The organism is Amycolatopsis sp. TNS106 (genome assembly GCF_019330265.1).
Lineage (GTDB): Bacteria > Actinomycetota > Actinomycetes > Mycobacteriales > Pseudonocardiaceae > Amycolatopsis > Amycolatopsis lurida.
On the sequence record NZ_CP024972.1, the window covers coordinates 571,310 to 598,293 of the forward strand.

Sequence of the window (26,984 nt, forward strand, 5' to 3'; positions counted from 1 at the left end):
ACCTCCCCTTCCGCAGGTGTGTTGACACCCTCGCACGGGAAGAATAGCTTGACCGACAATCGTTACCATCCGCTGATCGCGCTACTCGCGCGGAGGAGTTCGGAGGCGTCGTGCGGGAACCGGGCCTGGTGCTCGGCGTCGACATCGGCACCTCGAGTTCCAAAGCTGTCCTCGTCGATTCCCGGGGCGCCGTGGTGGCACGGGCATCCCGCCCGCACGGCACTTTCCGGCCGCATCCCGGCTGGTTCGAGCACGACGCGGAAACCGTGTGGTGGCAGGACTTCGTGGCGCTGGCAAGGGAACTTGCCGGGGATCATCCCATCATCGGAGTGTCGGTCAGCGGGATCGGGCCGGTGCTCTTGCCCGCTGACGGTTCCGGGAGACCTTTGCGGCCGGCGATTCTTTACGGTGTCGACACCCGCGCATACGACGAAATCCGGGAATTGGATCGGGAATTCGGCGAAGAATCCATTGTGGAACGAGGCGGGAGCGCGCTCGGTTCACAGGCCGTCGGACCGAAATGGCGTTGGCTGGCCAAGAACGAGCCGGACGTCTTCGAGCGGGCGAAGCTCTTCCTGATGGCGAGTTCGTTCCTCGTGCTGCGACTGACCGGTGAATACGTCCTCGACCATCATTCGGCGAGCCAGTGCGATCCGATGTACGACCTGCGGGAGGCCCGCTGGGCGCTGGACCGCGTCGCCGCGATCGCTCCCGGCATCGAGCTGCCGAGGCTCGCGTGGCCGACCGAGGTGGTCGGCTCGGTCACCGCCGAAGCGGCCGCGGAAACCGGCCTGCCGCAAGGGATTCCGGTCACGGCGGGGACGGTGGACGCCTGGGCCGAGGCGACCAGCGTCGGGGTCACCGCGCCAGGGGACACCATGCTCATGTACGGCACTACGATGTTCCTGATCCAGCTGCTCGCCGATCCCCGCCCCGGGCAGGGGCTGTGGACGACCCGCGGTGCCTTCCCCGGCAGCTATTCGCTGGCCGCGGGGATGGCCACCTCCGGCGCGATCACCGAGTGGCTGCGGGATCTCGTCGGCGGCGAATTCGGGGACCTGGCCGCGGCGGCGGCCGAGGTCCCGGCCGGCAGCCGCGGCCTGCTGATGCTGCCGTACTTCGCGGGAGAACGGACACCGGTGCCGGATCCGGACGCGAGAGGGATCATCGCCGGGCTCACCACTTCCCACGATCGTGCCGATCTCTATCGCGCGGCACTGGAAGGCACGGCATACGGCGTGCGGCACAACCTCGAAGCCATGCGGGAGGCCGGTGGCGGCACCGGCCGGATCGTCGCCGTCGGCGGCGGGACGCGGGGCGGGGTGTGGACGCGGATCGTCAGCGACGTCGCGCGGATCGACCAGGAGATCCCCGCGGAGACCATCGGTGCCGCGTTCGGAGACGCCGTTCTCGCCTCGGTCGCGCTCGGGAGGGAACCGGATATCGAAGCCTGGAATCCCGTCGCCGAGATCGTCCGCCCCGGCGCGGACGCCGACGTCTACGACGAGTTCTATCCGCATTACCGTGACCTCTACCGGTCCACTGTGGACATCGCTCACTTCCTGGCGCGGAAGAACTCGCTCGCCTTCAGCCCCGAGAACTCCCGGCAATCCCGGCTCAGGTGAGCCTGGTCGGCGTAACCCGCCGAAAACGCCAGCGAGGCGAGATCAGGCACCGTACCCGCGAGGCCGACGGCGCGCTGGAACCGGGTGACCCGCAGGTACGTGGCCGGGCCGTAGCCGACCGCGAGGGTGAACCGCCTCCGCAACTGCCGCTCGCCGGTGGTGAACCGCTTCAGCGCGGCGGAAACCCGGGGCACGCCGCCGTCCAGCCTGGCGATGAGTTCCGAAACCTCCCGGTCGGCTCGCCCGGCTCCGCGCCGCGCGACGACGTCGGCCAGCGAAGCGGCGCCGGAGAGCACGCGTTCGGCCAGCAGATCGCCCTCCTTGCCCCACAGGTCGCCGAGGGCGACACGCTGATCGCGTAACTCGTCGGCGCCCAGGCCCAAGACGTCACCCGCTCTACCGGGGGCGAACCGCACGCCGCGCGCCTGCTTGCCGGTCTCCCAGGTCCAGGGAGCCGTGTCCGGCCCGGCTATGAAGACTTCGCCGCCACTCTCCACCAGGTCCACGCAGCCGTCGGGCACGATCCGCTTCGGCGTCGTGCCCGTGTCCTCCCATAGGCAGCGCATCACGCCGGCCGGCCCGCCGGGCGCCTTCGTCTCCCGATACACGCTTGCCATGATGCCCCCGGCCTACGACAGAATCGGGCCGTGTCCGAAGCAGAGATCGATTCACTGGCCTGGATCCACGTCCGCGACCGCCGCCTGCTGTCGGTGCGGACCGAGGGAAAGGCCAAGTTCTACCTTCCCGGGGGCAAGCGCGAACCCGGCGAGGGCGACGTCGCGGGGTTGTGCCGGGAGATCAGGGAGGAACTCGGCATCGAGCTCGACCCGCAGAGCTTCCGGTTCTTCGCCGTGCTGAACGAGCAGGCCGACGGTTACGCGGACGGCCGCCGCGTCCGCATGACCTGCTACACCGCCGGCCATCGCGGGGAGCCCGCGCCCGGCCGTGAGATCGCGGAGTCCGCCTGGCTGTCGTCGGCCGACGCGCACCTCTGCCCGCCGGCGGGACGGCGGGTGCTCGGGCTGCTCGCCGATGCGGGGCTCGTCGACTAGTCAGGTCACTCAAAGTGAGCTGTTCGGCTCACTGTGCTTACGCCGATCGCCCCATGACCAGCGACTCCCCGCTCACCGGGACACCCAAAAGGGTGAATATCGGGTTTCTTCCCGATAACGGCTAACGCGGAGTCACCTTCGTGCGAGAAGTAGTCGACGCACTCGACGGAAGTGCGCTCGGACGAGAGAAGACCTCTCCATGGGTGTTCCCACCGCGACCCCTCCGGCATCGGCGCCGGAGCAGGGTGCCCCCGGCAGGCTGAAGCCGCTGGGGACCGTCGTGGTCGTGCTGGGTGTGGTGGCCGTCGCCGTCACCCTGACCAGTTACGTGTTGCCGAAGGCCTCCAGGCCCGTGCAGAACCCGCCCGCGCCGCAGGTCGAACAGGTCGAACAAGCGGCGGCCGCCGTGCGCACCGTGATCCACTCCGTCGTCTACGAGCTTTCCGGCGCGGAGGGCGCCCAGAACGTCACCTACGTCGCGCAGGGTGCGGAACTCATGCAGAAGACCGAAGTGACCGTGCCGTGGAGCACCGCCTTCGAGCGCACGAGCCAGGAAGGCCGCGACGAGTTCTACAGTCTTTCCGCGCAAGGTTCGGGCAGCGGCGCGCTGCGGTGCCGGATCCTCGTCGACGGTGAGGTCGTCAGCGACCGCACCGCTCCCGCCGCGGGCGCGCCGGTGACCTGCACGGCTTAGGCGCTGTCCTGCAAGTCGTGTTCGCGGTCTCCGCGCCCAGGCGGCCCCTGGCGGCACGGGCGGACGCGGCCGAGTACGACCCGGTACGAGGCCGATCCGCCCGCACCGCCAGGAACCACCTGGATCACGAAGCCCATCGAACAGACTTACCGGACACCGCCTAGGGCAGGATCATCCGGGTGACGGATGGTGCGATCGCGTTCGGCCCGGTGCTCGCGGTGGTCTTGGCCGTGCTGGCGATCTTCGGCGCGGCGGTGGTGCAGTTCGGGCGGCTGGGGCAAGGCAAGGCGGTGCTGTTCGCGGCCGGCCGCGCCGTCGTGCAACTCGCCGCCGTATCGCTGGTGATCGTCGGGATCCTGAGATCCGGCTGGCTGACCGGCGGTTTCGTGCTGCTGATGTTCACGATCGCGGCGGTCACCTCCGCGCGCCGGATCGGGGTGGCGAAGGACCTGGTGTGGGTCGCGCTCGCCATCGCGTCCGGTGTGGTGCCGGTGCTGACGCTCGTGCTCGCGACCGGGGTGGTCCCGTGGCGGCCGATCGCGATCGTGCCGATCGCCGGGATCGTCATCGGCGGCGCGATGTCCGCGACCTCGCAGGCGGCGAGGCGCGCGCTGGACGAGCTCGTGTCCCGGCACGGCGAATACGAAGCCGCGCTGGCACTGGGCTTCCTGCCCCGCCCGGCCGCGCTGGAGATCTGCCGCCCCTCGGCGGGGCACGCGCTGATCCCCGCCCTCGACCAGACCCGGACGGTCGGCCTGGTGACCTTGCCCGGCGCCTACGTCGGTGTGCTCCTCGGAGGCGCCGGGCCGGTGCAGGCCGGTGTGACGCAGGTGCTCGTGCTCATCGGGCTGCTGGCCGCCGAGGCGGTCGCGGTCCTGGTCGTCGTGCACCTGGTCGCGGCCGGCCGGATCAGCCGAAAGGCTGCTGAAGATGCGACGTGTCGTTGAACCGCCGCACCATCCAGTCTTCGCCCGACACCACCAGATGCGAGATCGAGCCGTTGTCCGCGCCCAGGAACGCGAACCGGTTCTTCGCACCGCTCGCCTGCGCGAAGACCTCGCCGATGACACCGCCGTGGGTGAACACGGCGATCCTCCGGTCCGGGTTGGCCGCCGCCAGCCTGCCGATGGCCGCCCTGATCCGGCCGCCGAACGACTCCATCGTCTCCGCGCCGGGAATGACGTCCCAGCGCTGTTCGCGCCAGAGTTCCTCGATGATCGGGTGGCCTTCGTAGGTGTAACGCCGGAAGAGCCCGTTCTCCCAGTCTCCGAGGTGGATCTCCCGCAGGTCCGGCTCGACCTCCGGCGTGAGGCCGAGCTTCGCCGCCAAGGGCGCCGCGGTCTGCGGCGTCCGGCGCAGTGTCGTCACGTACAGCGCTGAGATCCGCTCGTCCGCGAGACGGCGCCCCACCCGCTCGGCGTGGTCCCTGCCCTCCGGCGCGAGGTCCGGGTCGGCCTGCCCGTCGACGAGGTCGAACGGCGCGCTGCCCTTCGCCGGGGCGGATTCGCCGTGGCGGACAAGGAAGATCTCGGTCGCGCCGGGCGGGGGAGAGAACCGGTGCTGGCGGTATTCGACTTCCTGCTCAGGGGTGCTCATGGGCGCGACGATACCGAGTCACCCCAGCTGTTTGTCCACGAAACACCAGCGCCAGGTCTCGCCGGGTTCGTGGCTGCGCATCACCGGGTGCAGGGTGTCGTGGAAGTGCTCGGTCGCGTGCTTGCCCGGTGAGGAGTCGCAGCAGGCGACGTTCCCGCATTTGACGCATTCGCGCAGATGCACCCAGGTCATCCCGTTCTCGACGCAGACGGCGCAGACGTCAGGAGAGCTGGGTTCGACCGCGGGCCACTCCTTGGTGAGATGTTTGCAGGATCCCGCCGTCGCGGCGGGGGTGCGCAGTTCCCGATCGGAGTCCGGCACGGTCTCCTCCTCCCTGTCCAGCATGGATTCCTCGATGTCGAGGCGTTCGAGGATCCGGCGCAGGACATCATCATCGGCCATGCCGGAGTCTCGCGCCTCCAGGAACTTCTCCCGTTCGACTTCGAGCAGCCGCAGTCGCAGCCGCCGATACGCGTCGCTCGGGGTTTCGGACAGCGCGCTCTGTTTGCCGAGTTCCTCCCACGCCGAGTCCGAGCGGTGCTGGAGCCGGCTGCGCAGGCGTTCGACGATGTCGTCCGGGTCCTCGGGGGTCCGGATCTTTTCCAGCTCTTCGAGCGCGGCCCTGGTCATGTCGTGGAGCACGGCCGCTTCCTGCAGCGCGTCCTCGGCCGGGTCGGGTGGAGGCAGTTTCAGGCGGCGCACCAGCACGGGCAGCGTCGTCCCGTGCAGCAGCAGGGTTCCCGCGACCACGACGAACGCGACCAGCACCAGTACGGCGCGCTGCGGGGTGTCCGCGGGCAGCACGAACGCCGCCGCGAGCGTGACGACCCCGCGCATCCCCGCCCACGCGATCACGGCCGAGTACCGCCACGGCCAGGCGTGCCGTCGGAACACCCGCCGCGCCAGCCCGATGCCCGCCATCCAGACGATCCGGGTGGCGATGGTCGCGGCCAAGGTGGCGGCACAGATCAGGACCAGCTGCAGCGCGGTCAGCCCGCTGTCGCCGACTTCGGTCATAATTCGGCGGACCTGCAAGCCGATCAGCAGGAAGACGATGTTCTCCAGCAGGAACTGGATGGTCTGCCAGTTCAGCCTGCTGGCCAGCCGGGAACGGCCCGAAAGCATGCTCGGCGCCTTGTGCCCGAGGATCAGCCCCGCGACGACCACGGCGATCACGCCGGAACCGTGGATCGCTTCGGCGGCGAGATAGGCGACGAACGGGACCACCAGCGAAAGCGCGGTGTCGGTGACCGGATCTTCGAGGCGGGTGCGGATCAGCGCGGCCAGCGCGCCGACCGCGAACCCGATCACCAGCCCGCCGCCCGCGGCCAGCAGGAAATCCCCGCCGACCTGGAGGAGGCTCACCGAACCCGCGATGGCCGCGATGGCGGTCCGCAACGCGACCAGCGCGGCCGCGTCGTTGAACAGGCTTTCGCCCTCCAGCAGCCTGGTCAGCTTGCGCGGCATCCCGACCTTGCGGGCGACGGCGGTGGCCGCGACCGCGTCCGGCGGCGCGACCACCGCGCCGATGGCGAGCCCGGCGGCCAGCGGCAGACCGGGGATCACCAGCCACGCCACGATTCCGACCACGGCCGTGGTGAAGATGACGAGCCCCACCGACAGCAGCAGGATCGGCCCGCGGTTACGGCGGAAGTCGATGAGCGACGTGCGGATCGCGGTGGCGTACAGCAGCGGGGGCAGCAGCCCCAGCAGCACCACCTCGGGGTCCAGTTCGTATTCCGGGACGCCCGGCACGTACGAGGCGACGACCCCGACCGCGATCAGGCACAGGGGCGCCGACCAGTCGAGTTTCCGCGCCGCGGCGGTGACCAGGAGGACGGCCACCACCAGTGCCACTAGTTCTACCGCGATCTCCACGCCGCTCATCATCACCCGGGGGCCCCGGTGCGCGCGCACCGAGGCCGGGCTACCGCTCCTCGAACCGCACCAGATTGCCCGCCGGGTCGCGGAAAGAGCAGTCGAAGGCGCCGTAGGACTGCTTCATCGGTTCTTGGACGACGTCCACGCCCGCCGCCTGGATCCGGTCGAAAGTGCCGACCAGATCCGGCGTGGAGAGCACGATGATCCCGTGGACGCCCTTGGCCATCAGTTCGGCGATCGTCGCGCGTTCCTCGTCGGTGGTCTCCGGATCGGCGGCGGGCGGGTGGAGCACGAGCGACGTCTCCGGCTGCCCCGGCGGGCCCACCGTGGCCTGGAGCGGGCCCCGGTCGCGCACTTCGAAGCCCAGGATGTCGCGATAGAAGGAAAGGGAAGCCTCGAGATCGTCCGCGGGGAGGTAGGACGCCCGAATCGAGAGGGTCATACGCCTCAAGGTAGGTCGGCGCGCGGAGGTGCCGCTTCTCGATTCCTGATCGGTCGCATGACCTGTTTGACGACGCAGCCGGGCATGCCGCGGCCGTCTTCCGCAGCCTGTTTGCGGTATGCGCTCGGCGAGATGCCGACCAGCTCGGAGAAGCGCGTGCTGAACGTGCCCAGCGACGAGAAGCCGACGTCGAAGCACACTTCCGTGACCGACATGTCCCCGCGTCGCAGCAGCATCATGGCCCGCTCGATCCGGCGGGTCATCAGGTAGCTGTACGGCGATTCGCCGTACGCGGCCCGGAATTCGCGGCTGAGGTGACCGGCGGAGACGTGCACGCCGCGGGCCAGCGCTTCGACGTCCAAGGGCTGCGCGTAGTCGCGATCGATCCGGTCGCGGACACGGCGCAGCATCGCGAGGTCCCGCAGGCGCGGGTCGGGTTTGCCGGTCACCCGGAAAGCGTAACCCACGCCTGGACGAGCGAGGCCCCCTTCGCCGGGTGGCGAAGGGGGCCTAGGGCGACTCCCGGCCTAGAGGGTGATCTTGTCGATGTTGGGGCCGCCGTTCGCCGTGGTGGCGACCGCCTTGATCTTGTTCACTCCCGCCGCCAGCGTCACTTTGACGGTTCTGGTCGTCCAGTTCGGCCATGCCCCGGTGCCGTCGAAGCCGACGCCGGAAGCGCTGATCGAGCCGTTGACCGAGAAGTCCAGCGGACGGCTCGCCGTCGTCCCGTTGGCGTACCGGACGACGACGTCGTAGGTACCCGCGGCCGGCGCGTTGACCGTCCACTCGACCGAGCTGCCCGCGACGTTGTCGTAGTTGACGAACCCGGTACCGGTGAACCCGGCGTGGTTCGACTCCACCGCGCCCTGGACGATCGTGGCGTCCTCGGCCTGGTAGTCGACCGGATTGCCCGGACCGGGGCCCGACCCGTCGGCCGGAACGGTCTGCGTGCCGGTGTTCCAGCCCGAGACCCGCACCGAAGGCTTGGAGCCCTTGAGATCGGCGGTGCGGTACTTGGCGGTCAGCGTGGTCGTTTCACCCGGCCACAGGCTCACCGCGTTGTCGTTCCACTCCACCGGGAGCACCGGCTTGCCCGCGGCGTCCACGACTTTCGAGTCGACGTAGAACGCCGGGAGCTTGCCGCCCGAGGTGTTCTTCAGCGTCACGGTGGTCGTGGTGGTGCCGTCGCCGGCGGCGACCGACTTCGCCGTCGCGCTGACCGCGGACTGCCCGAGGTTCTTCAGCCCGGACAGGTCGGCGTAACCCGACTGGGGCGTGTAGTACCAGTCGCTGCCGGCCCAGTTCAGCGTGTCGGCCTTGGTGGAGAGCCAGTACACGTTCCGGCTGACCTCCTTGCCCGACGAGTCGGTGAGCACCAGCTTCGCCAGGTAGGTCGTGGAAAGCCCGCTCACCACCGGGACGGTGACCGCGGTGGCCTTGGCGCCCAGCGCGCCGACGGACAGCCCGGTCTTGGTGTTGCTGTACTTCTCGGTGCCGTCGAGGTTGTACAGCTTCGTGGTCGCCGTCAGGCCGCTCGCCGCGTTCGACGTCTGGTTGATCACCACGACCGACCGATTGTCGTGCGAGTACTGGATGTGCAGCGGCTCGTTGGCCTTCTTCGCCCCGTAGTAGGCGCCGTTCTGGTCCATGTAGGCGTCGAACAGCTGCCAGTGCAGCGAAGTCCACGGGCTGTTGAGCATCCAGTAGATCAGCCCGGTCGACGGATTGGTCGAATCGGTGTAGTTGCGCGAGTGCGACTCGAACTCCGCGCGGACGTTCTCGTACTGCGCGAGCTGCGCCTTCCGGACGAAGTCGGCCAGGTCGGCGGGAGCGCCGTAACGCTTGGTGAGCGCGTTGGCGAACAGCTTCAGGTTCGCGAACGTCGTCGACGAAGAACGGTGGTACTGGGGTGCCGACGGGTCCTTCCACATCGTTTCCAGCTCACTGGCCGACATCATCCGCTTCAGGGTGTCCCTCGTCGGGATGTCGACGCCCGCGCTGGTCTCGGAGTTGAAGCTCCACGCGCCGCCGCGGTCCTTCTGTGACTTGTCGTACCAGTAGACGGGCGGGACGTAGTCGTACGGGCCGTTCATCTTCATGCCGGAAGCGCCCGTGATGGGGGACGGCCGCTTCGACGCCGACGGGATCACCGGGAGGGTGAAGTCGGCGGCCTTCATCGCGTCGAGGTAGCCCTGCTCGATCCGCCGGTCCGGCGCGAAGTCGCTGCCGATGTGGAAGGAGATCACGCTCGGGTGGTCACGCAGGCGCTCGGCCTCGGAGAACATCGACGCCTTGGCGATCGGGTAGTCCGACTCGACCCACGGCTCACCCTTCTCCTCGCCGTTGACGTGTCCTTCCCATTTGTCGCAGCATTCCCAGCCGGGCATGGTGAGCACGCCGAGGTCGTCGGCGAGGTCGAAGAACTCGTCCGGCTCGATGTGGCCTTCCAGCCGGACCGTGTTGAGCCCGAGGTTCAGCACGTACTTGAGCTTGTCGGCCGCCGCGGTCTCGTTCCAGCGCAGGAACAGGTCCGGCGTGTAGCCGCCGCCGCGGATCAGCAGCGGTTTGCCGTTGACGCTGTACTGCCGCCCGCCACTGGAGTTCAGCGGCGCCTTGACGTCGCGGACACCGAACTTCGACTTCGAGGTGTCCGACGGCGTGCCGCCGACGCTCGCGGTCAGGTCGAGCTCGTACCGGTGCTGACCGCCCATTCCGGCCGGCCACCAGAGGGTGGGCTTGTCGAGGCCGACCACGCCGAAGGTGACCGTCTTGCGTTCCTTGGCGGCCAGCGAGACCGTCTGGGTGATCGGCTTGCCCGCGACCGTGCCGGCGACGGTGGCCTGCACCGCGTTCGCCGAGTCGTTGCGGACGTCGGCCTTCACCGTCAGGTCGGCGTGGTCCAGCGAGGAGTTCAGCTTCTGGACCACGTGGGCGCTGCGCAGCGCGACCGGGCCGCTGCGGCGGACGAGGACGTCGCGCACGATGCCCATGTTCTGGTCCGGCGGGGTCTGCGCCCAGTCGATCCAGCCCATCGAGAGGTCGTTGTTGGGGTCGTTGGGGTAGACCTTGAACGCGACGCTGTTGACGCCCTGGCGCACGTGCGCGGTGATGTCCAGGTCGTGGCGGGTGTAGGCGCCGTTGACCTGGTCCTTCGCCGCGATCTTCGTGCCGTTGACCCAGACATCGGCCTTCGAGAGCACGCCGCTGAAGTCGAGGTAGGTGCGCTTCGAGGTGTCGTCGACGTTCAGATCCGTCCGGTACCACCACGGCACCGAGAACTGCGCCGTCGGGACGTTCTTCATGTTCGTCGAGTAGAACGGGTCGGCGTACTTGCCGTTCTGCAGCAATCCGGCGTAGACCGTCGAGCGAGACGACACCGGGTACCAGCCGGTGGTGGGGAAGCCCGGCTTCGACACCGCCGAATCGTCGCTGACCTGTGCCGAGGACTGGATCACGTAGCCGGGGATCGGAGTGGCGTTGCCCGCGGCGGCGCCGACGGACAGCGGCGCGGCCACTTCCGCGCCGGTGGCGGCGGGAGCGGCGGTCACCCCGCAGACCGCGGCGGCCAGCGCGGTGACGGTCATGGCCAGTAAGGGGATCCGGGTTCTCTTCTGCCGAAAACTCACGAGCGCGCCTCCTTGGGCACACGGCGGCGGACCTTGGCGAAATCGTTAAGAAAGTTCCCTAACAATATTGGGGGAGATAGTAGCCGCCACTTCCCGCGGAGAACAGACCCTTGCACGGGGTTCGTCAGCTGACGGGCGCCACGTAACTCCACTGCCCGTCGACGCGGACGAAGTGGCTGTTCTCGTGCATGCTGTCCACTCGGCGATCCCGCCGGTAGTGGGCCCGGAACTCCACGGTGCCCTCGTTCTCCAGCAGGCCGCCACTGGTCTTGCCGAGGATCTCCAGGAACGTCCAACGTTGCCCTGGATCGAGCTCGAGATCGGCGGGCCTGGTCTTCGGATGCCAGGTCTCGGTGAGGTACTCGGTGTCGCCGGCGGCGAACGCGCTGAACCGCGACCGCATCAGGAGTTCCGCGGTCGGCGCAGCCGCGGCCCCTCGATGGAAACGGCCGCAGCACGCGCCGTAGGGCTCGCCCAGGCCGCAGGGACAGCGGGATTCGTCGGTGATCACAGGCACGCCGCCGATTGTGTCATCGCGCCGCCGCGGTGATTTCGAGGTCTCGTGCCTGCTTGAGCCAACCGGTGAACAAGGCGGCGTCGATGTCGTCGACCGAGCGCAGCTTGACGTGCGCCATCTCCCGCGCGCTCGCCTCCAGCCTGCCGGACTCGTCGTCGACGAGCTGCCCCTTCCACAGGGCGAAGGTGACGTACGACGAGTAGGCCTTCATGAGGCAGACGAGGTTCTTCCCGACGGCTTCGCCGGCGCTCCAGGTCGGGGAGGCGTGGTACATCGCCTCGATAGAGCCCGGCAGGGCGGCGTTGACGATCGGGCGCAACGCGGTGGCGACTTCGCGCAGGTTCTCGGGCAGGGCGGCGATGTAGTCGTCGACGTTCGCGAACTTGGCCATGACTCGTACTCCTTCGGTCGGTGTGCTGTGCACAGCTAACCGCCCGAAGGTTGAAGTTGTCAAGACAAAAAAATTAGTCGGTGCGTTTGAATGTCTGACCTCGTGTTTCCAGCGCTTCGCGGATGACGCGGAGCGCTTTGGGGCCGACGCCGTGGAGGCTCGCGAGTTCGGCTTCGGTGGCGCGGGTGAAGTGCTCCAGCCGCGTGTAGCCGGCTGCGATGAAGGCACGCGTCGCCGGGTTGCCGATGCCGGGAGGCAGGTCGGTCTGATCGTTCATGGGTGTCCTCTCGGGTCGTGTCCGGACTGGTCGCCTCCAGTGTGGATCGCCGGTGCGGGGTCAAGGCGCGGGAAACTCCACGGCGACGTCGACGGCGGTCTCCAGCGTCGCCTCGCTCGGTCGTCCTGAGGCTGGGGCGGACTCCGCGATCACGACCAGCTTCTTGGCCAGGCGGGAGTCGTAATTCTTGCCGGTGAACCGGCTCCCTGGCGGTGCCTCGCCGAAGAGCACGACGTTGCCGGTGCCGTCCTTGTCGACAAGGCGTTTCAGATCGCTCGCCTCGCCCGCTCTCGGCATCTGCACCCACGCCACGGACACGGTGATGGTGTTCCCGGCGCCGTCGTCGACGGTGACCATCATGCGATCGAGATCCACGCAGGGATGACGCAGGAAGAAACGCTGGACTTCGCCGAAGGAATGCGGTCCGCAGTTGAGTTCCCGCCTGGCGGTCTTCTTCAGCTGACGCCAGCCCAGGCGTTGCCAAGTTTCGGAATGGCGGCCCTTCTGCGCGGATTTCTTGCTGGAGCTTTTGCCTTTGAGGGCTTGGCTCGCGGCGGAATCCAGGGAAGCGGCAGTGCCTCCGCCAATGCCGTTGGTGGCGGCGACGACCACTCCTGCCGTGGCCATCGCGCCCACGCCGTACTTGTATTTGACCCAACGGCCGTCCGGGCCACGTGGCTGATTCACCATGCTGTGCTCCGTCCCCTCCCAAGTCCGGAACGGCCGATCTTGCTCCGGGTTTTGCGAAGGAATCGAGAACTCTTGCGTTAATACGCCCGAACGGCGCAATCGGTCTTCGGGTATACGCCGGTACTGAACAGTTTCAGGGGTGATAAAGGGTTCGTGGCCCGGCGAGGTGGGATCGTCGGCGGTGTGGCTGGAGGGTTCCTCGAGGTTCAGCGGTGGTGGAGGGTGTTGCGGCGGGGTGAACTCCGGTAGTTCGTCGGGCCTGCCGGATTTCGGTGCCAACAGCGGCGACCCTCATGTCGCGTCCTGTGGCAGGGCCGGGGTGGTGCCGCGGTCTGTTCGGGGCGGCGGTCACTCACGACCCTCGCGACCGAGTGGAGGCATGCCGAGGGGCCCGTCGCCGGTATGGCCGACGGGCACCTCGGGTTCAGACGTGGTGGAGGGTGTTACGCCGGGGTCTTCGAAGCGGATCTCGGTATTGCGGCGGGATGAACTCCGGTAGCCCGTCGGCCGCCATCCGTACTTCCCAGTCACCGTGATGAATCAACCGATGATGGAACCCGCAGAGCAGCACCAGATTCCGGAGATCCGTCGGTCCGTCGTCTGCCCAGTGCACGATGTGGTGGGCGTGGCAGTTCTTGGGTTTCCGGTGACATCCGGGGAAGGCGCAGCCGCCGTCGCGGATGTTCAACGCCCGCCGCTGGCCCGGTGTGACAAAACGCCGCAGCCGCCCCACATCGAGAGGTTCACCCGCGGCGCTCAGTACAACGGGCAGCATCAGGCAGTCGCAGGCGGCCAGCCGGGCTTCGCGAGCGGTCATCGTGCCGACGAAATCCAGGCACGCGGTCCCCAGGCCCGACTTCAGCTCGTCAAGTCCGATGGTGACATGGACGAGGGTGCGGTAGCCGCTGGTGCCAGGCTGGTCGGGGCAGGCGATCGCCAGATCGAGAATATCGACCCAGGCATCACCCATCCGTTCGCATTTCATCCGCAGATCCGCTTGCCCGAATTCGTCGACGGGGCGGGGTTGCGCGTAGGCCTCGAGGGCGGCGGCGGTGCGGGCACCGGTCTCGTCATCGAGCAGGCCGGTGAGTTTCCAGAAACCGTCCTTGCGGCGCTCCAGCGTGATCTCCCGGCGCGGCTCCTTCGGCTCCGGATCCTTGGGCTCCTTGCCGTCGGGGTCGAGCAAGCCCAGCAGGTTCGCCTCGGCCCTGGCCAGCTGCCGAGGACCCGCACTCGGGGCAAGACCGGCGAGAACCTTCTCGGCATTGGCACGGTCCTCAGCGGAGATCTCGGCCGGGAGTCTCTTCACGATCTCCAGGATCTGATCGATCCGCTCATCCCCGACCAACCCCTCCGCCGCGACAGCGGCCGTGGCGGGCAGCGCGGCAGGAACCTCAGTGCCATCCAAAGCGCGGGTCGGGTTCAGCGCGATGGCCCGCTTCACCACCGCCCCCGCTTCACCGACCGACAGTCCCGCGATATCAGCGAACCAGCTGGCCGTGCGGCCATAGCCGTACAAGTCCTTGACGCCCCGAGACTCGATCTCCGCCAAATACCGCCCCAACCCGGCGGTAGCCATCCGAATCACCCGCAGAGACTGCTGCACGCCATGGGCAAGCTCCAACTTGCCAGCACGCCACAACTCCTGCGGCAACTCGGGAAGGAAGGTCTCGGACACACCTCAATAATACCCGAACAAATAGAACATGTGTTCGTAATTTTAAGCGACGAGCGAACATGCGAACAACACTGAAGGGTGATTCGGCCTCGCGCGGTGACCACGTAAAGAAAGCGTGGCGCAATTAGTCGGCTAAATGCGGGCTACGAAGTGAGTAGCGCGCCGTCACAAGAAGCCGTCGCCTGGCATCGGCACCATGACCAAAGGAACCACGACGGCACGGGAACTTCGCCGCGTCGCGGGACAAGGGGCGAACCTGCCGGGAATCAAGCTCTTCGTCGCCCACGCCGAGGACCACCGGGCATAGCCCACATACCGGGACAGGAAATATCCGCGCCGCCGCCCCGTTGACCTGGAGGAACGAGCAAGGTTACGGAAGGGGATCGGCGATGAGCACAAGCCTGGACACGTTCACGCGGGAGTGGCAGGACTGGAAGACCCAGCGCGAGCGTGATCTCGCCGATCCGCTCGGTTGGCTCGCGCTGGTCTCGCTCGATTGGCTCGAGGACAAGCCGCGCGCGTACGAAGGGCTTCCCGGCCTGTGGTGGCAGGACACCGACGCGGCGTACCCCGATCCTCGGGGCGCGGATCTCTCGCACGACGGCGAACGGATCACCGGTGTCCGTCGGTTCGAGCTGGTCAACAGCGGTGCGACGACCAGGGTCGTCGCCGGCGACATCGAGATCGAGGTGGCGCGCCGCGGTGGATACCTGATCCGGACGCACGACCCGAAGGCCCCGGTGTTGAACGCTTTCCGCGGTGTCCCGGCGTACGAGCCCGACTCGGCCTGGGTGCTGTCCGGGACTTTCGAGCCCTTCGACGAGCCACGGCCGACCACGGTCGGAGCGGTCGTCGAAGGACTCAGCCACGTCTACGTTTCGCCGGGCGTCGTGCGGTTCGAGTACGACGGCGTGGAGCACGCACTCACCGCGTTCAACGGCAAGAAGGACGGCCTGCTCATTCTCTTCACCGACGCCACGAGCGGTGTCACCACCTATGCGGCGAACCGGTCTCTCGCGGTGCCACCTCCCGCGGAAGACGGATCGGTCGTCCTCGATTTCACCCGTGCGACGAATCTGCCGTGCGCGTTCACCGATTTCGCCACGTGCCCGCTGCCGCCGGCGGGCAACGACCTGCCGTTCGCGGTGGAAGCGGGGGAGAAGCTGCCTTACGAGCGGCAGGGCTGAACAGCCGCGAGCGCCGTCATCGCCCCCTGTTCGCGCCGCGCCAGCTCGGACAGGACGGCGGACGCGCCGTTCAGCGTCTCGGCGTCGCCGGTTTTCCCTGCCTGTGCCAACAATTCCGCGACTTCTGTCCATAGTGGAACGATCTCGCGGTACTTCCCGTATGCGGTGCGGAGACCGGCGTCGTCGACGAGTGCTGTGCTTTCTTCGAGGAAGTCTCGGTAGATCCGGCGGAAGAGCGCGCCGCCGGTCCCCGCCCGCTCCATCAGGACGGCGGCCTGCGGAAGGTCGCGCGCCGGATCACTGCTGCGCTCCAGCCATTTCCGCACCTGCGCGGCGGCTTTGCCGATCCCGCGATACCCGAGGTTCGCGATGGGCGGATCGAGGAACTCCGCAGCGTTGGCCCGGACGGCCGTGCGGATGGCGTCGGCGAGCGGAACGAGAGGCGTGTCGGCGCCGATGGTGAACGAGCGATTCTTCGCCGCCATCGGGCCCTTCTGCCCGCGAGCACGCTCCAGGCTCTCCAGCGAGGTCGATACGGACCCGCCTTGCTGGCTCGTGTCGACCAGGAAAGCGCGCTCGTCGTCGTAGCCGTACAAGGCGGCGAAGTGTCCTCCGAAATGGACTTTCGACGTGAAGTACTCCAGGTGGTACGAGTCGAGCTGAAGACCGACCGGCACGCCGGCGTCGATTTCCTCGGCCACGTTCCGCCACGCCGTGCGCGCCGACGTCGTTTCCTTGACGCGCAAGGACAGACCGAGCCGGTCGCTCAGCTTCCGCGTGATCTCGATGGGCTTGCTGCGGCCCCCGAGGAACGGGAACGGCAGGTTCTTCCCGTCCCAGTAGATGAAGCCCAGACCTTCGCCGAGCCCGAACAGCATCGGCTCGGAGAGCTCGACCCCGGCGTGCCGCAGGAGGACTTGGAGCGTGCTGGTCTCGCAGTGTTCCCCGCCCGCGGACGCGACCCCCTCGATGATCACGAGGTCACCGGCCAGGCGATTTCAGTGCGGTAGGCCTCGGGCGCGACGCCCGGCCCGGGCGCCACCAGGTACAACTCCTCGGCAGGGCCCGCCGGGAGGCGGTCGCGTTCGGCGATCCAGCGGCCGAGCGATCGGTACGCGGTCTCGATGTCCTCGTAGCCACCTTCGTGGATCGTCGCCACGAGCAGTGCACCGGGAAGCTCGGCGGAGCCGATCTCTCCGTCTTCCCTTACCGGCTCCTCGACCGGGACGAACAGTTCGACGGTCAGCTCGTCGGGATCGACGGTGAGGTAACGGGCCCCGGGCGGCCCGGACGGCGTGGTCCCTTGCGCACCGATCGCCGCGAACAGCCGGGTGTACGCAGGGCCGATCAGCTCGGCCAGCCCGCTCAGCGGGGTCCGGATCGACAGACGGGCGATCGGCTGCGGTGCGCGCACACGCTCGTAGACATGCAGCCACCGTGTCGGTTCGGCGAGCACGGAGTCGAGTCCGTCGGTGATCGCCGCGAGCTCCGCGGCCCGTGCCGCCACCCGGTCGTGATGCCGTTTGAGCGCGGCCTTCACCTCGTCCGGGTCGCCCGCGTCCAGGATCGCGGCGATCTCCGCCAGCGGCACCTCCAGCTCTCGTAGCCGCCGGATCAGACCGGCGCGGGCGAACTGTTCGAGCGAATACCGGCGGTACCCGGTGCCGGGGTCGACACTGGCGGGTACCAGCAACCCGATCCGGTCGTAGTTCCGCAACGCGCGGACCGACAGCCTGGTGGCGTGCGCGAACACGCCGATCGGCATCAGGGTCGTCATGGGACCAGCCTGAACCCTCTCCCGGGGAGAGGGTCAAGCCGGTACCTCACTCCAGTGACAGCCGATCGAGATCCGGGGCGGACGCGTGGTCGTTGTGCAGCTTGATCGTGTTCGGCCCGGCCTTCAGCTCGACCGGCACCGACGTGGTGAGCCGGGTGTTGTTGCCGGCGCCGTCGACCTTAACCTCGATCGGCGTGCCGCCGTTGACCGTGACGAAGTACGAGCGCGGCCCGTTGACGGTGAAGTCGATGTGGAGGGTGTAGCGCCTGGTCTCGGGCACGGTGACGGCGTCGAACCGCACGAACGAGCTCGGGTCCCCGCCGATGTTGCGGACCTTCTGCCCGCCCGAGCACACCCCGCAGTTCGTGACGCCCGCGTCGCCGACGTCGTTCGCCGAGTCTTCGGCCTCGCGCATGAAGACCCGGTCCGCCGGTCGTGGACTCACCCGGGCCGGTTTGCTCACCGTTTTCGCCCGGCCGAGCAGGTCGAACGACGCGGTGACCGGGATGTCAGCCGCGGTGACACCTTCGGGCGAGACCAGCGTCCACGAGGCTTCGAGCTCGTTCCCGACCCGCATCGACGCTGTGCTCGCCGGGGTGCCTTGCAAGGTCCAGCCCGGCGGGACGACGGGTGCGAGGCTGACCTGCTTGATCGTGTCGTCGGCGTCGAGCCGCAGGTTCGCGGTCACCTGAAGGGACTGCCGTCCCGGCGCGAGCCATTGGACGCCGCCCGGTTCGACGGTCAGCGTCGTTTTCGGCGTGTAGGACGACGGTGGCAGGGAAGCGAGCGCGATCCGGTCGAGGCCCGGCCCCGAGGAGGCGTCGCTGAACACCTTGACGGTATTGACGCCGGCGTTCAGCTCGACGGGGATCGCCGTCGAGGTCACGACTCCCGGTGTTCCGGCGTCGATCGCGGCCTCGACGGGGACGCCGCCGTTCACACTCACCGCCACCGACGTCGCGGGACCGCCCATGGTGTCGAGCTGAAGCCGGTGGCTTCCGGCTTCGGTGGCCGTCACCTCCGGATAGGTGACCGAGTTGCGCGAACCCCCACCGAGCCCGGTGACCTGGAAAGATCCGGAGCAGGACGAGCACCGGCCGAGCCGGGCGCGGCCGTCGCGGTCGTTGTGGAAGGACTCCGCCTCCAGCGGGACCTGCGCGCCCAGCGCCGAACTCGGGTAGCCGTACGCCACCTTGATCTCATCGATCGCCAACTGCTTGTAGAAGGGCTTCGCCTGCGGCCCGGACCAGGTGTTCAGCACCTCGAGTTTGACGAACCGGGTCTGCCGTTCGCCGAAATCGACGAACTGCACACCGCGGGCGCTCGGCATCGCGCCGGTGCGGATCGGTGTGCCCCAGTTCCGGCCGTCGTCGCTGACGTAGACGCGATAGTCCTTGATCCGCGCCGAGTCCTCCGGCCTGCCGAACGATTCTCGCGCGTGCGTCGGCGACATTTCGCGCTGGTTCACCGCGAGGTAGGTGGCGGTCCGACGCCTGCCGAGGTCCAACGTCAGCGAGACCGGCTGCTTGCCATCGGCGTCCCAGTGGTTCTCGAAGTTCCCGTCGACCAGGTTCGACGCCGGATGCCCGGCGCGTGAGGACGAAGCGGTCGCCTTGATGGTGCGGGAGTCGAGGAAGTGCTGCTGCCCGGCCGTTTCCACCTTGAACGCCGTGTCGTAGGTGTCCCAGTCCTTGATGTCCACAATGGTCAGATATCCGCCGGATTGACTGAAGCGCAGCGACTTCCCCGTGCGCGAATCGGACACCCCGGTCACCTTGTATCCGTTGTCTCGCAAGCGGAGCAGGTCAGTGCGCGGACGCGTGACCACGTGGAGATACTGCGTTCGCGCGCCCGGTTCGACAGTGATGACGCCGTGCGCGCCGTCGTTCCAGAATCCGGGCTGCATGCCGCCGTACATGTACCCGCCGCCCTCCTTGCCCTGCAGGGAGGACTTGATCGGCGGCACCCAGCTCGCCATGAAGTTGTTGTACGCCTCCTGCTGCGGCGGGAATTTCCCGTTCACCATCGGGGTTTCGGCCATCAGCGATTTCATCGACGAACCCGCGTTGGCGATGTAGCGCCCGGTCGACAGCCGGAAGTCGACGGCTTGATCGGTGCCGTCGTACCACCAGCCGCCATTGGTCGGCAGTTTGTAGTCGGCCTCGGTGAGCCTCGGCATCGGGGTGAAGGCGGCCTGCGGATAGTCGTACGACGGGGTGATTCCGGTCTTCTGCTCGTTGCTGACGGTGTCCATGATCGGGGTGTCCTCGTTGTTGTTGCTCAGCAACCAGGACGGTCGTCTCTCGCGGATCTGTTCGTAGAGCCGGTTCTTTTCCCAGTAGTCGTTGTCGTTGTCGATCCAAAACCCGGCGAGGTCCGCGTAGCGGTCCATGACCTCGTGGAAGAGGTCGTAGCTGTACTCGCCGAAGCCGGGACGGGTGGTCAGGTCGACCTGCTTGCCCTTGTAGGCGGAGTACGCGGCGGAATCCAGCGACTCGACCCCGGTCTCCTTGTGCCACTGGGGATCGTCGGTCATGTAGAGGATCGTCCGGACCCCCTTCGCGTTGCCCGCCTTGACGAGTTCGCCGAGGAGGTCGCGGCGTGTGGAGCAGCTGCCCGGGATCGCCGAAGGCCACGGACGCGCGTAACCCAGCCTGCTGTGGAAGGTGGCGAGCACGATGTAGGAGGCGCCCAGCTTGCGGGCCTCGTCCACCCAGTAGTCCGCGCTCCAACCGCCGTCGGTGACGGCGCGTTCCCAAGCGGCGCAATCGGTGTGGCGCGGTGCGGTGAACATGCCCCAATGGAGGAACAGGCCGGCGGTGGCTTCGCGCAGCCACTTCTGCCGGGGATGGTGCACCTCCGCGCTCGCAGCCGTCGTGGTGAGCAGTCCTGCCAGCAGGGCGAGAACCACGGCGAGCCAGGCGGTGCGATGCGCTCGAACTCTCATGACCATCCGCTCTCATTCAAGGCGTGGTTACCGAGAGATCCGATGATTGCGGGATAGGACTCGATGGTCAAGCCCCATTGAGCGGTACATGGCCTGAGTCATCGGAGGTATTCCGCGACGGGCCCTCTCGTCTGCAGTACGAGAGGGCCCGTCGGTCGCGACTCAGATGTTGAAGCCCGGATGGGTCGCGAAGGCGTTGTCGATCACGAGGTTCCCGCGCTGGCGGGCTCGTTCACGCAACGCGGACGTCGTGCGGGCGCCCTGAGCGTAGAACCACCACAGGTAGAGCGCGCCGTACATCCAGGCGCCCTCGTAGCCCCAGGTGGAGTCGGCGCCGCTCTTGCCCGCCCCGAACACCGAACCCGCCGGGAAGTTCGCGTTGTGCGGCTTCCCGCCCTGGTGGCGCGATTCGTGGATCAGCGTCTCGGCGCGGCCGGGAACGTCCTTGGAGTACCAGAAACCCAGGTACACCTCGATCCGGTCGTCGACGAACGCCCCGCTGAAGGACCGGGCGATCGCACTGCCGTCGCCGCATAGCGAGCGCAGGTCGTCGCAGTTGTCCCGGACGTACCGTCGAGCCCAGTTCAGCATCGGCCCGGAATAGGCGTCGTTCTGGTAGTCCTGTGCCGAATAGGTCAGCAGGTAGCACGCGTTGAACGTCCGGGCCAGCGGCTTGTCGGTGTTGCACGCGTCTTCCCAGCCGAAGCCGTCGTCCCAGTACTCCTTGTTGCCCGCGAAACCGTAGGTGTTCCAGAAATAGTCGATGTAGGTCTGATTGCAGATCGAGGCACCGTAGAAATTGTCCCCGGTCACGTTCTTGTCGGGCACGGTGTAGCTGCAAGTGGCCATCGGAGATCACCTGTCTGTAGAAGGTATGGGTTCGGTTCAGGAGCGCGGTGGCTCCGGCGGCGGCACGTCGTCGGTCCGCGTGTCCTTCACGTGCCGTCCGCCGACGGCCTGGGGGACACCTCGGACGTCGACCCGCCGGATGTTCAGCAGGCGCTCGTCCTCGGTGCCGCTGAGCGCCTCGCGCACTTGGGCGGTGAGGTCGGTGTCGCCGGTCTCGGCGATCGCCTGGACCGCCGCGCGCCGCACTGTGAACACCTCGTGCCGGACCTGCCGCAACAGCAGCTCCTTGGCCGCGCGGTCACCGGCGGATGCCAAGCGCCCCAACGCTTCCACGGCGGTGGTGCGGATGATCACCTCTTCGCCGACGGTGCTGATCCCGTGCGCGGGGTCGTCGGAACGTTCCGGCGGGATGGGGTGGCGCAGCACGTTTTCGAGCACCGGGACGGCGGCCGCGTGCCGCAGGTCGGTGAGCAGCTGGACCAGGCCCCACCGCTCCAGGTACTGCTCCTCGGACAAGGCGTCGTACTGCGTGCCGAGCGCCGGAATGGCGTCGTCCGCGCGCTCGCGAAGCCGGTCGAGGCTCCGCTGGTAGTTCCGCTCGGCGTCCTCGCCGGACGCGGCCATGGTTTCGGCGGCCTGGGTGACCAGTTCGCCGATTTCGCTGTTCGAGAAGCTTCCGAGGCCCGAACTGCCCGGGCCCGCTTCGAGATTGTCGCCACCCGGGCCCAAGGACGGGGTGTCGGGATTACGTGGCATGAGGTTCTCCTTCGCAGCGGCGGTGATGCTGACGGAAGGAAGGAACGCGAGCCGGCGCGGCAGATACCGGTTTTTCCGAAAATTCGCCCCTTGGGGCAAAACGTGATTTTCACCGCGGGAATCCGAAAAGGATTTTGCTCACCGGAAGCCGGGTGGCCGCCGAAAAGCCTTCACGGATTCCCGCTCGTGATCAATGGCGGACGTCGATGACGACGCGGTTCGGCGAGGTCAGGGTGAACACGGTGACCGGTGTCCTCGACCGGACGCCGAGACCGATGGACAAGGTGCCTTCGTAGTCGCCGGTGACCGCGACCGCCATGACGTTGCGCAGATTCCGGGTCCGGAACTTCTGCGGTCCGGGATAGGTCGGATTTCCGGCGTCGTCGTGTGCGGCGGCAGGGGTCGCGGTGACCGAGATGAAGAACTCCCCGGTCAGCCAGACGATTTCGCCCGAACCGTCGGCGATCAACTCGTCGACGGCGTCGTACCGGACGGCGGGAGCCGGGCCGGCGGTCAAATCGAGCACGACCCGGTCGAAGCCGGGGTTCTGGCCGGTGCGGATCCCGGTCATGGCGGGGATCTGCTGCGCCGCGGCGGATACCGGTGTGACCGCGGCGATGGCCCCGGTCACCGTCAGGACGGTGGCGGCGAGTGCGCGTCGTAGGGTGATGGTCATGGCGTGACCTCCTGCCGGAGAGTGGGTTCCGGAAAGACGCTCCAGGTCCCGAGAGGTTGTATTCCTCGCGCTATCGTTACTGATCGCCGAATACGTGTCGAACGATCTCGAAGTCGGCGGGAAAATTGTTCTTAACGCGCTTCGCGAGCCGGTCCATGTAGCGGGCATCGCTTTTCGCGGAAGCGATGAGGTGCGTGAATCTCCGATCGGCTTCGCGGTAGCTGTCGTCCTGCGAGGCGAAGACGCAATGGACGTCCGTGGTGTCGTTGCCCCAGCACAGTGCACCGAGGAGATACTGCTCCACCACGAGGTTGTAGTCCTCCAGCGGCGCGAGCCGTCGCCAGGCCGCCTGGTTCTCCGCCGACTCGACCATGCGGATGGCGAGATCGGCGTAGCGACGGAGGAAGGGAACCGCCGTCCCGCCGACGATCCCGGTGCACAGTGCGGCTTCCCCGGTGTAGTCGCTGAATTCCTTCGGCAGGAAGCCGCCCGTGCTCCGGATCGCCGCGGCGGCGGCCGTCGGACGGTAGTAGCCCGCATCGGAAGCCGGTGCGTGCTCGGGATTCTGGGCGACGACCTGGCCGTCGAGCCCTTGCGCCGGGAATCCGGGCCAGAGGAACACGTCGTTGTCGATGTGGAGGAACGGCTCACGTTGCTCGCGGTACGCGTGCAACTTCCCGAGCGCCCACCAAGACGGGTCCTGCCCGGCGAGCCCGTTGAGCGTCAGGGAAATGTCGTCGAAGGGCAGCCGTAGCCGTCCGACGAGCAGTTCGTGCCCCCAGTCGTCGGTCACCAACGCCGTCGTCGGGAAGAGGCGGGACGCGAGCCGGAACGACAGGATCCAGGACAACGCGTGGAAGAAGTCGCTCGGCCAGTGTCTTCCGTGCCGGCGCCGGTACGGGACGCTCCAGAACGACCAGACCGCCCGGCGGATCGGCCGCGCGGCCCGGTCACCTGGACGGAGCACGCGGACCGGTGGGGACCGCCAACCCGGCGCGGTGACCTCGCCGTATCCGCCGTGACAGGGGATTCCGGGCGCGAGCAGATGGCCGCCGATGGCGACCGCGGTGCCGGAGTCGTATCCGTAGTGCGGCATCGCGCTGTGGTTCGGGCTGAGGTGGGCGAACGTTACGGGGTCAGCGACGGAATCCGCTGAGATAGAGCACCGTGACTGCGGTAGCCGTGCCGAGGGTCGTCACCAAGAAGGAACCGGTGAGTAAATAGAGGCATCCCACGCCTGCCAAGGAGGTCTTGATCAGTTTCACGATTCCCACATGTTCTCCGCCGGCGACTCTTTCGCTCATTGTCGAACCCTTCGTTCGTGGTGTACTAGTACACCGTAGGGCGCGACGACCGGCGATGACCGTCGCCGGTTCTGATCTTTCACGGTCAGGAGGAGTTTGTTGTCGTCGAGGATGGGCTCTCCGGGCATCGACCGTCGTCCCCGCAGCGCCTCGAATTGTCGATCATCGCCGCGAATCGTGGAGGATGCCGTGACGATCCAGTTGGAGAGGGAGCGTGTCTCCTGTTCCGTGGCCGCCGTCGAAGCCGCTCTACGCTGGCTCGCGGTCCGCAAGGACGGGCGGCCGCTCAGGTATCTGCGATACGCGATCGAAGACCCCGCGAGCGAATCGGCCGCCGCGCTCGGTTGCCTGGTCCGGCCGACGGAGTCGATGGTCACGGCGCCCCCGGAGATGCGGGCCCTCGCGGTCTGGGGTCTGATCCTCGACGAGATCGACAAGATCGGCTCGACGGACGAATCCCGCCGCCGCAACGCTTTGACCGCTGCTTTTCGGCTGGGGGACGTGGAGTGGAAGTCGACTCTCGACGACCGTTTCGGTCAGCTGAGAAAACTGCCCGGAGTGTTCGGAGAGCCGTCGCCGAGCACGACGACTCCGATGCACAAGGCTTGGCGGCGGGCGGTGAGGGACAAGCTCGCTCCCTGCCTGGCAAGGAATCTGGAAACCATCGAGGGAGAAGTCTGGCGGTCTTACGTGGAGATCGCCCGGGCATCGTTCTCAGAGCCCCGGACGTCGGTTCGCCGGACTCCGTCCGACGGGGCTCAGCCCGTGTTCCTGGAACGCCTCTTGGTGGCGGTGGAAATGCGGCACAGAACGGCGTACCGCCGGCTGACGGTACGAAACGTCGTCGCCCGGGATGACGGCGTCGACGGCTACCGTGCACAAGCTCTCACCGGGTGGACCGGCGAGCTGGCGGCGATTCCCGTCAAGGCGATCTTCGGTTGCCGCGTCGAGACTTCGCCCGGTGTGCAACCGGGAGATCCGGTGGCGGTGGATCTGCGCTTCCCGAAATCGCTGCGCAAAGGAGAGCGTCACGAGTTCATTTCGCTCGCTTGCGACGACGACCTCGACGAGGAGCGCCTGTGGATCAACGTCGACGTCGACCATCACGGCATCGCGCCGGGTGTCGTCGACGGTGACGGCAAGGTGACCGGAGGGCTGAGCATCAGCATCACGTTCGACGACTGTGTCCCCGAAGCCTGCTGGTGGTATGCGGAACAAACCGACTACGAGCGCCTTGTCCGCCCGCCCGCCGGTGATCGGCGGCTGCTCGAGATCCAGCGGGGCGTCGTCGAGCACACCTTTCTGGAGCCTTGTCACCCGCGAGAGAAGTACGGCATCGCCTTTCGCTGGCCACAATGGTGATCAAGGCGGAGCCACATCCGAGCTCGACGTGGCCCGCCTCCGTCTCCGGCGTCTAGTTGCCGGTGTTGCCGCCGCCGCTGCCCTTGCCGTCGTCGCCGTGAATCGTCATCGAATCCTCCCCCGGGTGTGTGGGTGTCGGTGTGGACGCGACAAAACCTATAAGCACTGAGGGTGATCAGTGATCACGGGCCGTGTCTGGGGTCAAGTGTCGTTCCCGGTAAGGTCGCGGGTGACTTTCCCTGGTGGGCCCTGCGCCGGGAAGTCGGTTGCGATGGCCGGACCCGTCGGTGGCATCGGTTCCGATGATCGACGATCGGATCCGGCCGGGGGAGCCCGGTGACCTCGACGGTGCCGCGGATGTGCTGGCCGCGGCTTTCGCGGATTACGCGTGGACCAGGCACACCGTCGCGGCTGACGACCACGTCCGCCGAGTGCGGGATCTCCAGCGCCTTTTCGTCGGCCGTATCGGACTCCCGCACGGCCGAGTGTGGGTGGCGGATGGTCTGGAGGGTGTGGTCGCGGCCGCTGTCTGGACCACCCCGGAGTCGAGCGGTGCCGAGGCGGCGTTCGCCGAGCTGGCCGAGTCGATGCCCGCGTTGGCGGGGGACCGGACCGCCGCAGCGATATCGGCGGAGCAGGCATTGGCCCCGCACCGTCCGGCCGGGCCGGTGTGGTTCCTCGCCACGGTCGAAGTTCATCCGGCACTACAGGGAAAGGGGCTTGGCCGCGCCATCGTCGAGCCCGGACTCATGGCCGCGGACGCCGCCGGTGTGCCGGCGTTCCTGGAGACCTCCGAGCCCGCGAACGTCCCGTTCTACCGCAAGCTCGGGTTCGAGGTGACCGCCGAGGTCGAGTTGCCGGACGGCGGTCCGAGGACGTGGGCTTTCCGGCGCGAACCGCGCCGCTGACGGACCTTCGGTCACCGGGAATCGACGGCCGAGGATCGTGTATTCCCCGAACGGCGTCGCAACCGATTCGTTCCTCTCCCCGCCTTGTCCGTTTTGTTGCAGTCGACGACGTAACAGGTCGGGTGTGTCACTCGACCAGCTAGTAGATGAAGCGCCGTCGGAGAGAACGGGGGAAATATGCGTGCCGAGATTCGAGTGAGTCACAAAATGACTGACGATGATCACGTTCACCGCGCCCTCGTCGGAAAGTTCGGCCATGATGATCGTGAAGTGCTGAAGCACAGCCCCATTTTCAAATCTCGAAAATGGGAGCGCGTTGTCTCGTTCGCGCATGAGCATCCCGATTATCGGATTATCTGCTATAACAGCAGCGACGATGAGCTTCAGATCAATGTCGAGGCGATCAACGGCAACATTTTATCTGCGGCCGAGTCGGTTTGGCGATCTGTGAAACGTGCGTTCGACGGCTCTTCTCCGGTGTTGTCCGACGCCAGCCTGCTCGACGGCGATTCGAATCGTGAGCTCCTCCACGGCAGGACGGGGCTGATCAGTGAGTTCAAGCGCCGGGACACCTTGCTTTCGGTATCGGGTGCGTTCTTCGCGTTGGTGTACTTGATGGTCAGCCTGATGGTGTTCAGCCAGCCGATCGGTGCGGTCGGAGGCGCGTTGGTCGGCGCCGCTGTAGGGCTCGTCGCGATGCTCTTGGCTGTGGCCGACGCCCTGCGAGGGGCGATCCGGTGGAACTAGTC

General features: G+C 67.5%; 25 protein-coding genes and 1 pseudogene. 8 read left to right on the forward strand and 18 right to left on the reverse strand.

The features are described 5' to 3' along the window. Positions 1-110 precede the first annotated feature (110 nt). A complete protein-coding gene (locus CVV72_RS02790) occupies positions 111-1,625 on the forward strand; it encodes an FGGY-family carbohydrate kinase (protein ID WP_219150896.1) in 1,515 nt (504 codons plus the stop codon). On the opposite strand, the gene CVV72_RS02795 is transcribed toward CVV72_RS02790, so the two are convergent. Further along, positions 1,556-2,242, reverse strand: a complete 687-nt coding sequence (locus tag CVV72_RS02795; RefSeq protein ID WP_255632482.1) for a helix-turn-helix domain-containing protein — start codon at positions 2,240-2,242, stop codon at positions 1,556-1,558. The two genes, CVV72_RS02790 and CVV72_RS02795, sit on opposite strands and share 70 nt — an antisense overlap. 30 nt (positions 2,243-2,272) lie before the next feature. On the opposite strand from CVV72_RS02795, the gene CVV72_RS02800 reads away from it, so the two are divergent. The 3 genes from CVV72_RS02800 (at position 2,273) to CVV72_RS02810 (ending at position 4,318) form a co-directional block, all read left to right on the forward strand. Beyond that, positions 2,273-2,677, forward strand: a complete 405-nt coding sequence (locus tag CVV72_RS02800; protein ID WP_219150897.1) for an NUDIX domain-containing protein — start codon at positions 2,273-2,275, stop codon at positions 2,675-2,677. Between the two features lie 199 nt (positions 2,678-2,876). Then, positions 2,877-3,371, forward strand: a complete 495-nt coding sequence (locus tag CVV72_RS02805) for an MmpS family transport accessory protein (protein WP_219150898.1) — start codon at positions 2,877-2,879, stop codon at positions 3,369-3,371. Between the two features lie 179 nt (positions 3,372-3,550). Further along, the gene (locus CVV72_RS02810) at positions 3,551-4,318 is read left to right on the forward strand and encodes an ABC transporter permease (RefSeq protein ID WP_219150899.1); all 768 of its coding nucleotides are present in this window, start codon (positions 3,551-3,553) and stop codon (positions 4,316-4,318) included. On the opposite strand, the gene CVV72_RS02815 is transcribed toward CVV72_RS02810, so the two are convergent. The 10 genes from CVV72_RS02815 to CVV72_RS02860 form a co-directional block, all read right to left on the reverse strand. Continuing rightward, on the reverse strand, positions 4,281-4,967 hold the full coding sequence (locus CVV72_RS02815; RefSeq protein ID WP_219150900.1) for a histidine phosphatase family protein: 687 nt from the start codon (positions 4,965-4,967) through the stop codon (positions 4,281-4,283). The two genes, CVV72_RS02810 and CVV72_RS02815, sit on opposite strands and share 38 nt — an antisense overlap. A gap of 18 nt (positions 4,968-4,985) precedes the next feature. Next, positions 4,986-6,854 (reverse strand): Na+/H+ antiporter, encoded by a 1,869-nt coding sequence (locus tag CVV72_RS02820; protein WP_219153786.1) that lies wholly within the window; start codon positions 6,852-6,854, stop codon positions 4,986-4,988. A gap of 40 nt (positions 6,855-6,894) precedes the next feature. Then, complete coding sequence (locus CVV72_RS02825; RefSeq protein ID WP_219150901.1) at positions 6,895-7,290, reverse strand: VOC family protein; 396 nt, start codon at positions 7,288-7,290, stop codon at positions 6,895-6,897. A 5-nt stretch (positions 7,291-7,295) separates the two neighbouring features. Then, positions 7,296-7,700: a helix-turn-helix transcriptional regulator gene (locus CVV72_RS02830; RefSeq protein ID WP_198935874.1), complete on the reverse strand. Its 405-nt coding sequence runs from the start codon at positions 7,698-7,700 to the stop codon at positions 7,296-7,298. A gap of 117 nt (positions 7,701-7,817) precedes the next feature. Continuing rightward, complete coding sequence (locus CVV72_RS02835) at positions 7,818-10,916, reverse strand: CBM35 domain-containing protein (RefSeq protein WP_219150902.1); 3,099 nt, start codon at positions 10,914-10,916, stop codon at positions 7,818-7,820. 124 nt (positions 10,917-11,040) lie between these two features. Next, a complete protein-coding gene (locus tag CVV72_RS02840; protein ID WP_219153787.1) occupies positions 11,041-11,427 on the reverse strand; it encodes a YchJ family protein in 387 nt (128 codons plus the stop codon). 19 nt (positions 11,428-11,446) lie between these two features. Next, positions 11,447-11,824 carry a DUF1801 domain-containing protein gene (locus tag CVV72_RS02845; protein ID WP_219150903.1) on the reverse strand — a complete coding sequence of 126 codons (378 nt, stop codon included), beginning with the start codon at positions 11,822-11,824 and terminating at the stop codon, positions 11,447-11,449. A 73-nt stretch (positions 11,825-11,897) separates the two neighbouring features. Then, positions 11,898-12,101, reverse strand: coding sequence for a DNA-binding protein (locus tag CVV72_RS02850; protein ID WP_219150904.1), 204 nt, complete (start codon positions 12,099-12,101; stop codon positions 11,898-11,900). A 60-nt stretch (positions 12,102-12,161) separates the two neighbouring features. Then, complete coding sequence (locus CVV72_RS41470; RefSeq protein ID WP_255632483.1) at positions 12,162-13,070, reverse strand: hypothetical protein; 909 nt, start codon at positions 13,068-13,070, stop codon at positions 12,162-12,164. A gap of 145 nt (positions 13,071-13,215) precedes the next feature. Next, on the reverse strand, positions 13,216-14,469 hold the full coding sequence (locus CVV72_RS02860) for an HNH endonuclease signature motif containing protein (protein ID WP_219150905.1): 1,254 nt from the start codon (positions 14,467-14,469) through the stop codon (positions 13,216-13,218). Between the two features lie 389 nt (positions 14,470-14,858). Here CVV72_RS02860 and CVV72_RS02865 point away from each other — a divergent pair, with 389 nt between their 5' ends. Continuing rightward, the gene (locus tag CVV72_RS02865; protein WP_219150906.1) at positions 14,859-15,656 is read left to right on the forward strand and encodes a DUF1684 domain-containing protein; all 798 of its coding nucleotides are present in this window, start codon (positions 14,859-14,861) and stop codon (positions 15,654-15,656) included. Here the strand turns inward: CVV72_RS02865 and CVV72_RS02870 are convergent. From CVV72_RS02870 to CVV72_RS02900, 7 genes are all read right to left on the reverse strand, one after another. Next, the gene (locus CVV72_RS02870; RefSeq protein WP_219150907.1) at positions 15,638-16,633 is read right to left on the reverse strand and encodes a BtrH N-terminal domain-containing protein; all 996 of its coding nucleotides are present in this window, start codon (positions 16,631-16,633) and stop codon (positions 15,638-15,640) included. The two genes, CVV72_RS02865 and CVV72_RS02870, sit on opposite strands and share 19 nt — an antisense overlap. After that, entirely contained in the window at positions 16,630-17,433 is an 804-nt protein-coding gene (locus CVV72_RS02875) for a MerR family transcriptional regulator (RefSeq protein WP_219150908.1), read from the reverse strand. The genes CVV72_RS02870 and CVV72_RS02875 overlap by 4 nt, the downstream gene beginning before the upstream one ends. 46 nt (positions 17,434-17,479) lie before the next feature. Then, a complete protein-coding gene (locus CVV72_RS02880) occupies positions 17,480-20,386 on the reverse strand; it encodes a discoidin domain-containing protein (protein ID WP_219150909.1) in 2,907 nt (968 codons plus the stop codon). Between the two features lie 156 nt (positions 20,387-20,542). Next, on the reverse strand, positions 20,543-21,229 hold the full coding sequence (locus CVV72_RS02885) for a hypothetical protein (RefSeq protein WP_219150910.1): 687 nt from the start codon (positions 21,227-21,229) through the stop codon (positions 20,543-20,545). 36 nt (positions 21,230-21,265) lie between these two features. After that, on the reverse strand, positions 21,266-21,985 hold the full coding sequence (locus CVV72_RS02890; RefSeq protein ID WP_219150911.1) for a HEAT repeat domain-containing protein: 720 nt from the start codon (positions 21,983-21,985) through the stop codon (positions 21,266-21,268). A gap of 190 nt (positions 21,986-22,175) precedes the next feature. Further along, a complete protein-coding gene (locus CVV72_RS02895; protein WP_219150912.1) occupies positions 22,176-22,661 on the reverse strand; it encodes a hypothetical protein in 486 nt (161 codons plus the stop codon). A 76-nt stretch (positions 22,662-22,737) separates the two neighbouring features. Next, positions 22,738-23,757 (reverse strand): DUF6734 family protein, encoded by a 1,020-nt coding sequence (locus CVV72_RS02900; RefSeq protein WP_219150913.1) that lies wholly within the window; start codon positions 23,755-23,757, stop codon positions 22,738-22,740. A gap of 319 nt (positions 23,758-24,076) precedes the next feature. Here CVV72_RS02900 and CVV72_RS02905 point away from each other — a divergent pair. From CVV72_RS02905 to CVV72_RS02915, 3 genes and pseudogenes are all read left to right on the forward strand, one after another. Further along, a pseudogene (locus tag CVV72_RS02905) lies at positions 24,077-25,324 on the forward strand (hypothetical protein); the annotation flags it as partial. A 305-nt stretch (positions 25,325-25,629) separates the two neighbouring features. Next, on the forward strand, positions 25,630-26,235 hold the full coding sequence (locus CVV72_RS02910) for a GNAT family N-acetyltransferase (protein WP_219150914.1): 606 nt from the start codon (positions 25,630-25,632) through the stop codon (positions 26,233-26,235). A 207-nt stretch (positions 26,236-26,442) separates the two neighbouring features. After that, positions 26,443-26,982, forward strand: coding sequence for a hypothetical protein (locus tag CVV72_RS02915; RefSeq protein ID WP_219150915.1), 540 nt, complete (start codon positions 26,443-26,445; stop codon positions 26,980-26,982). The last annotated feature ends 2 nt before the right edge of the window (positions 26,983-26,984 follow it).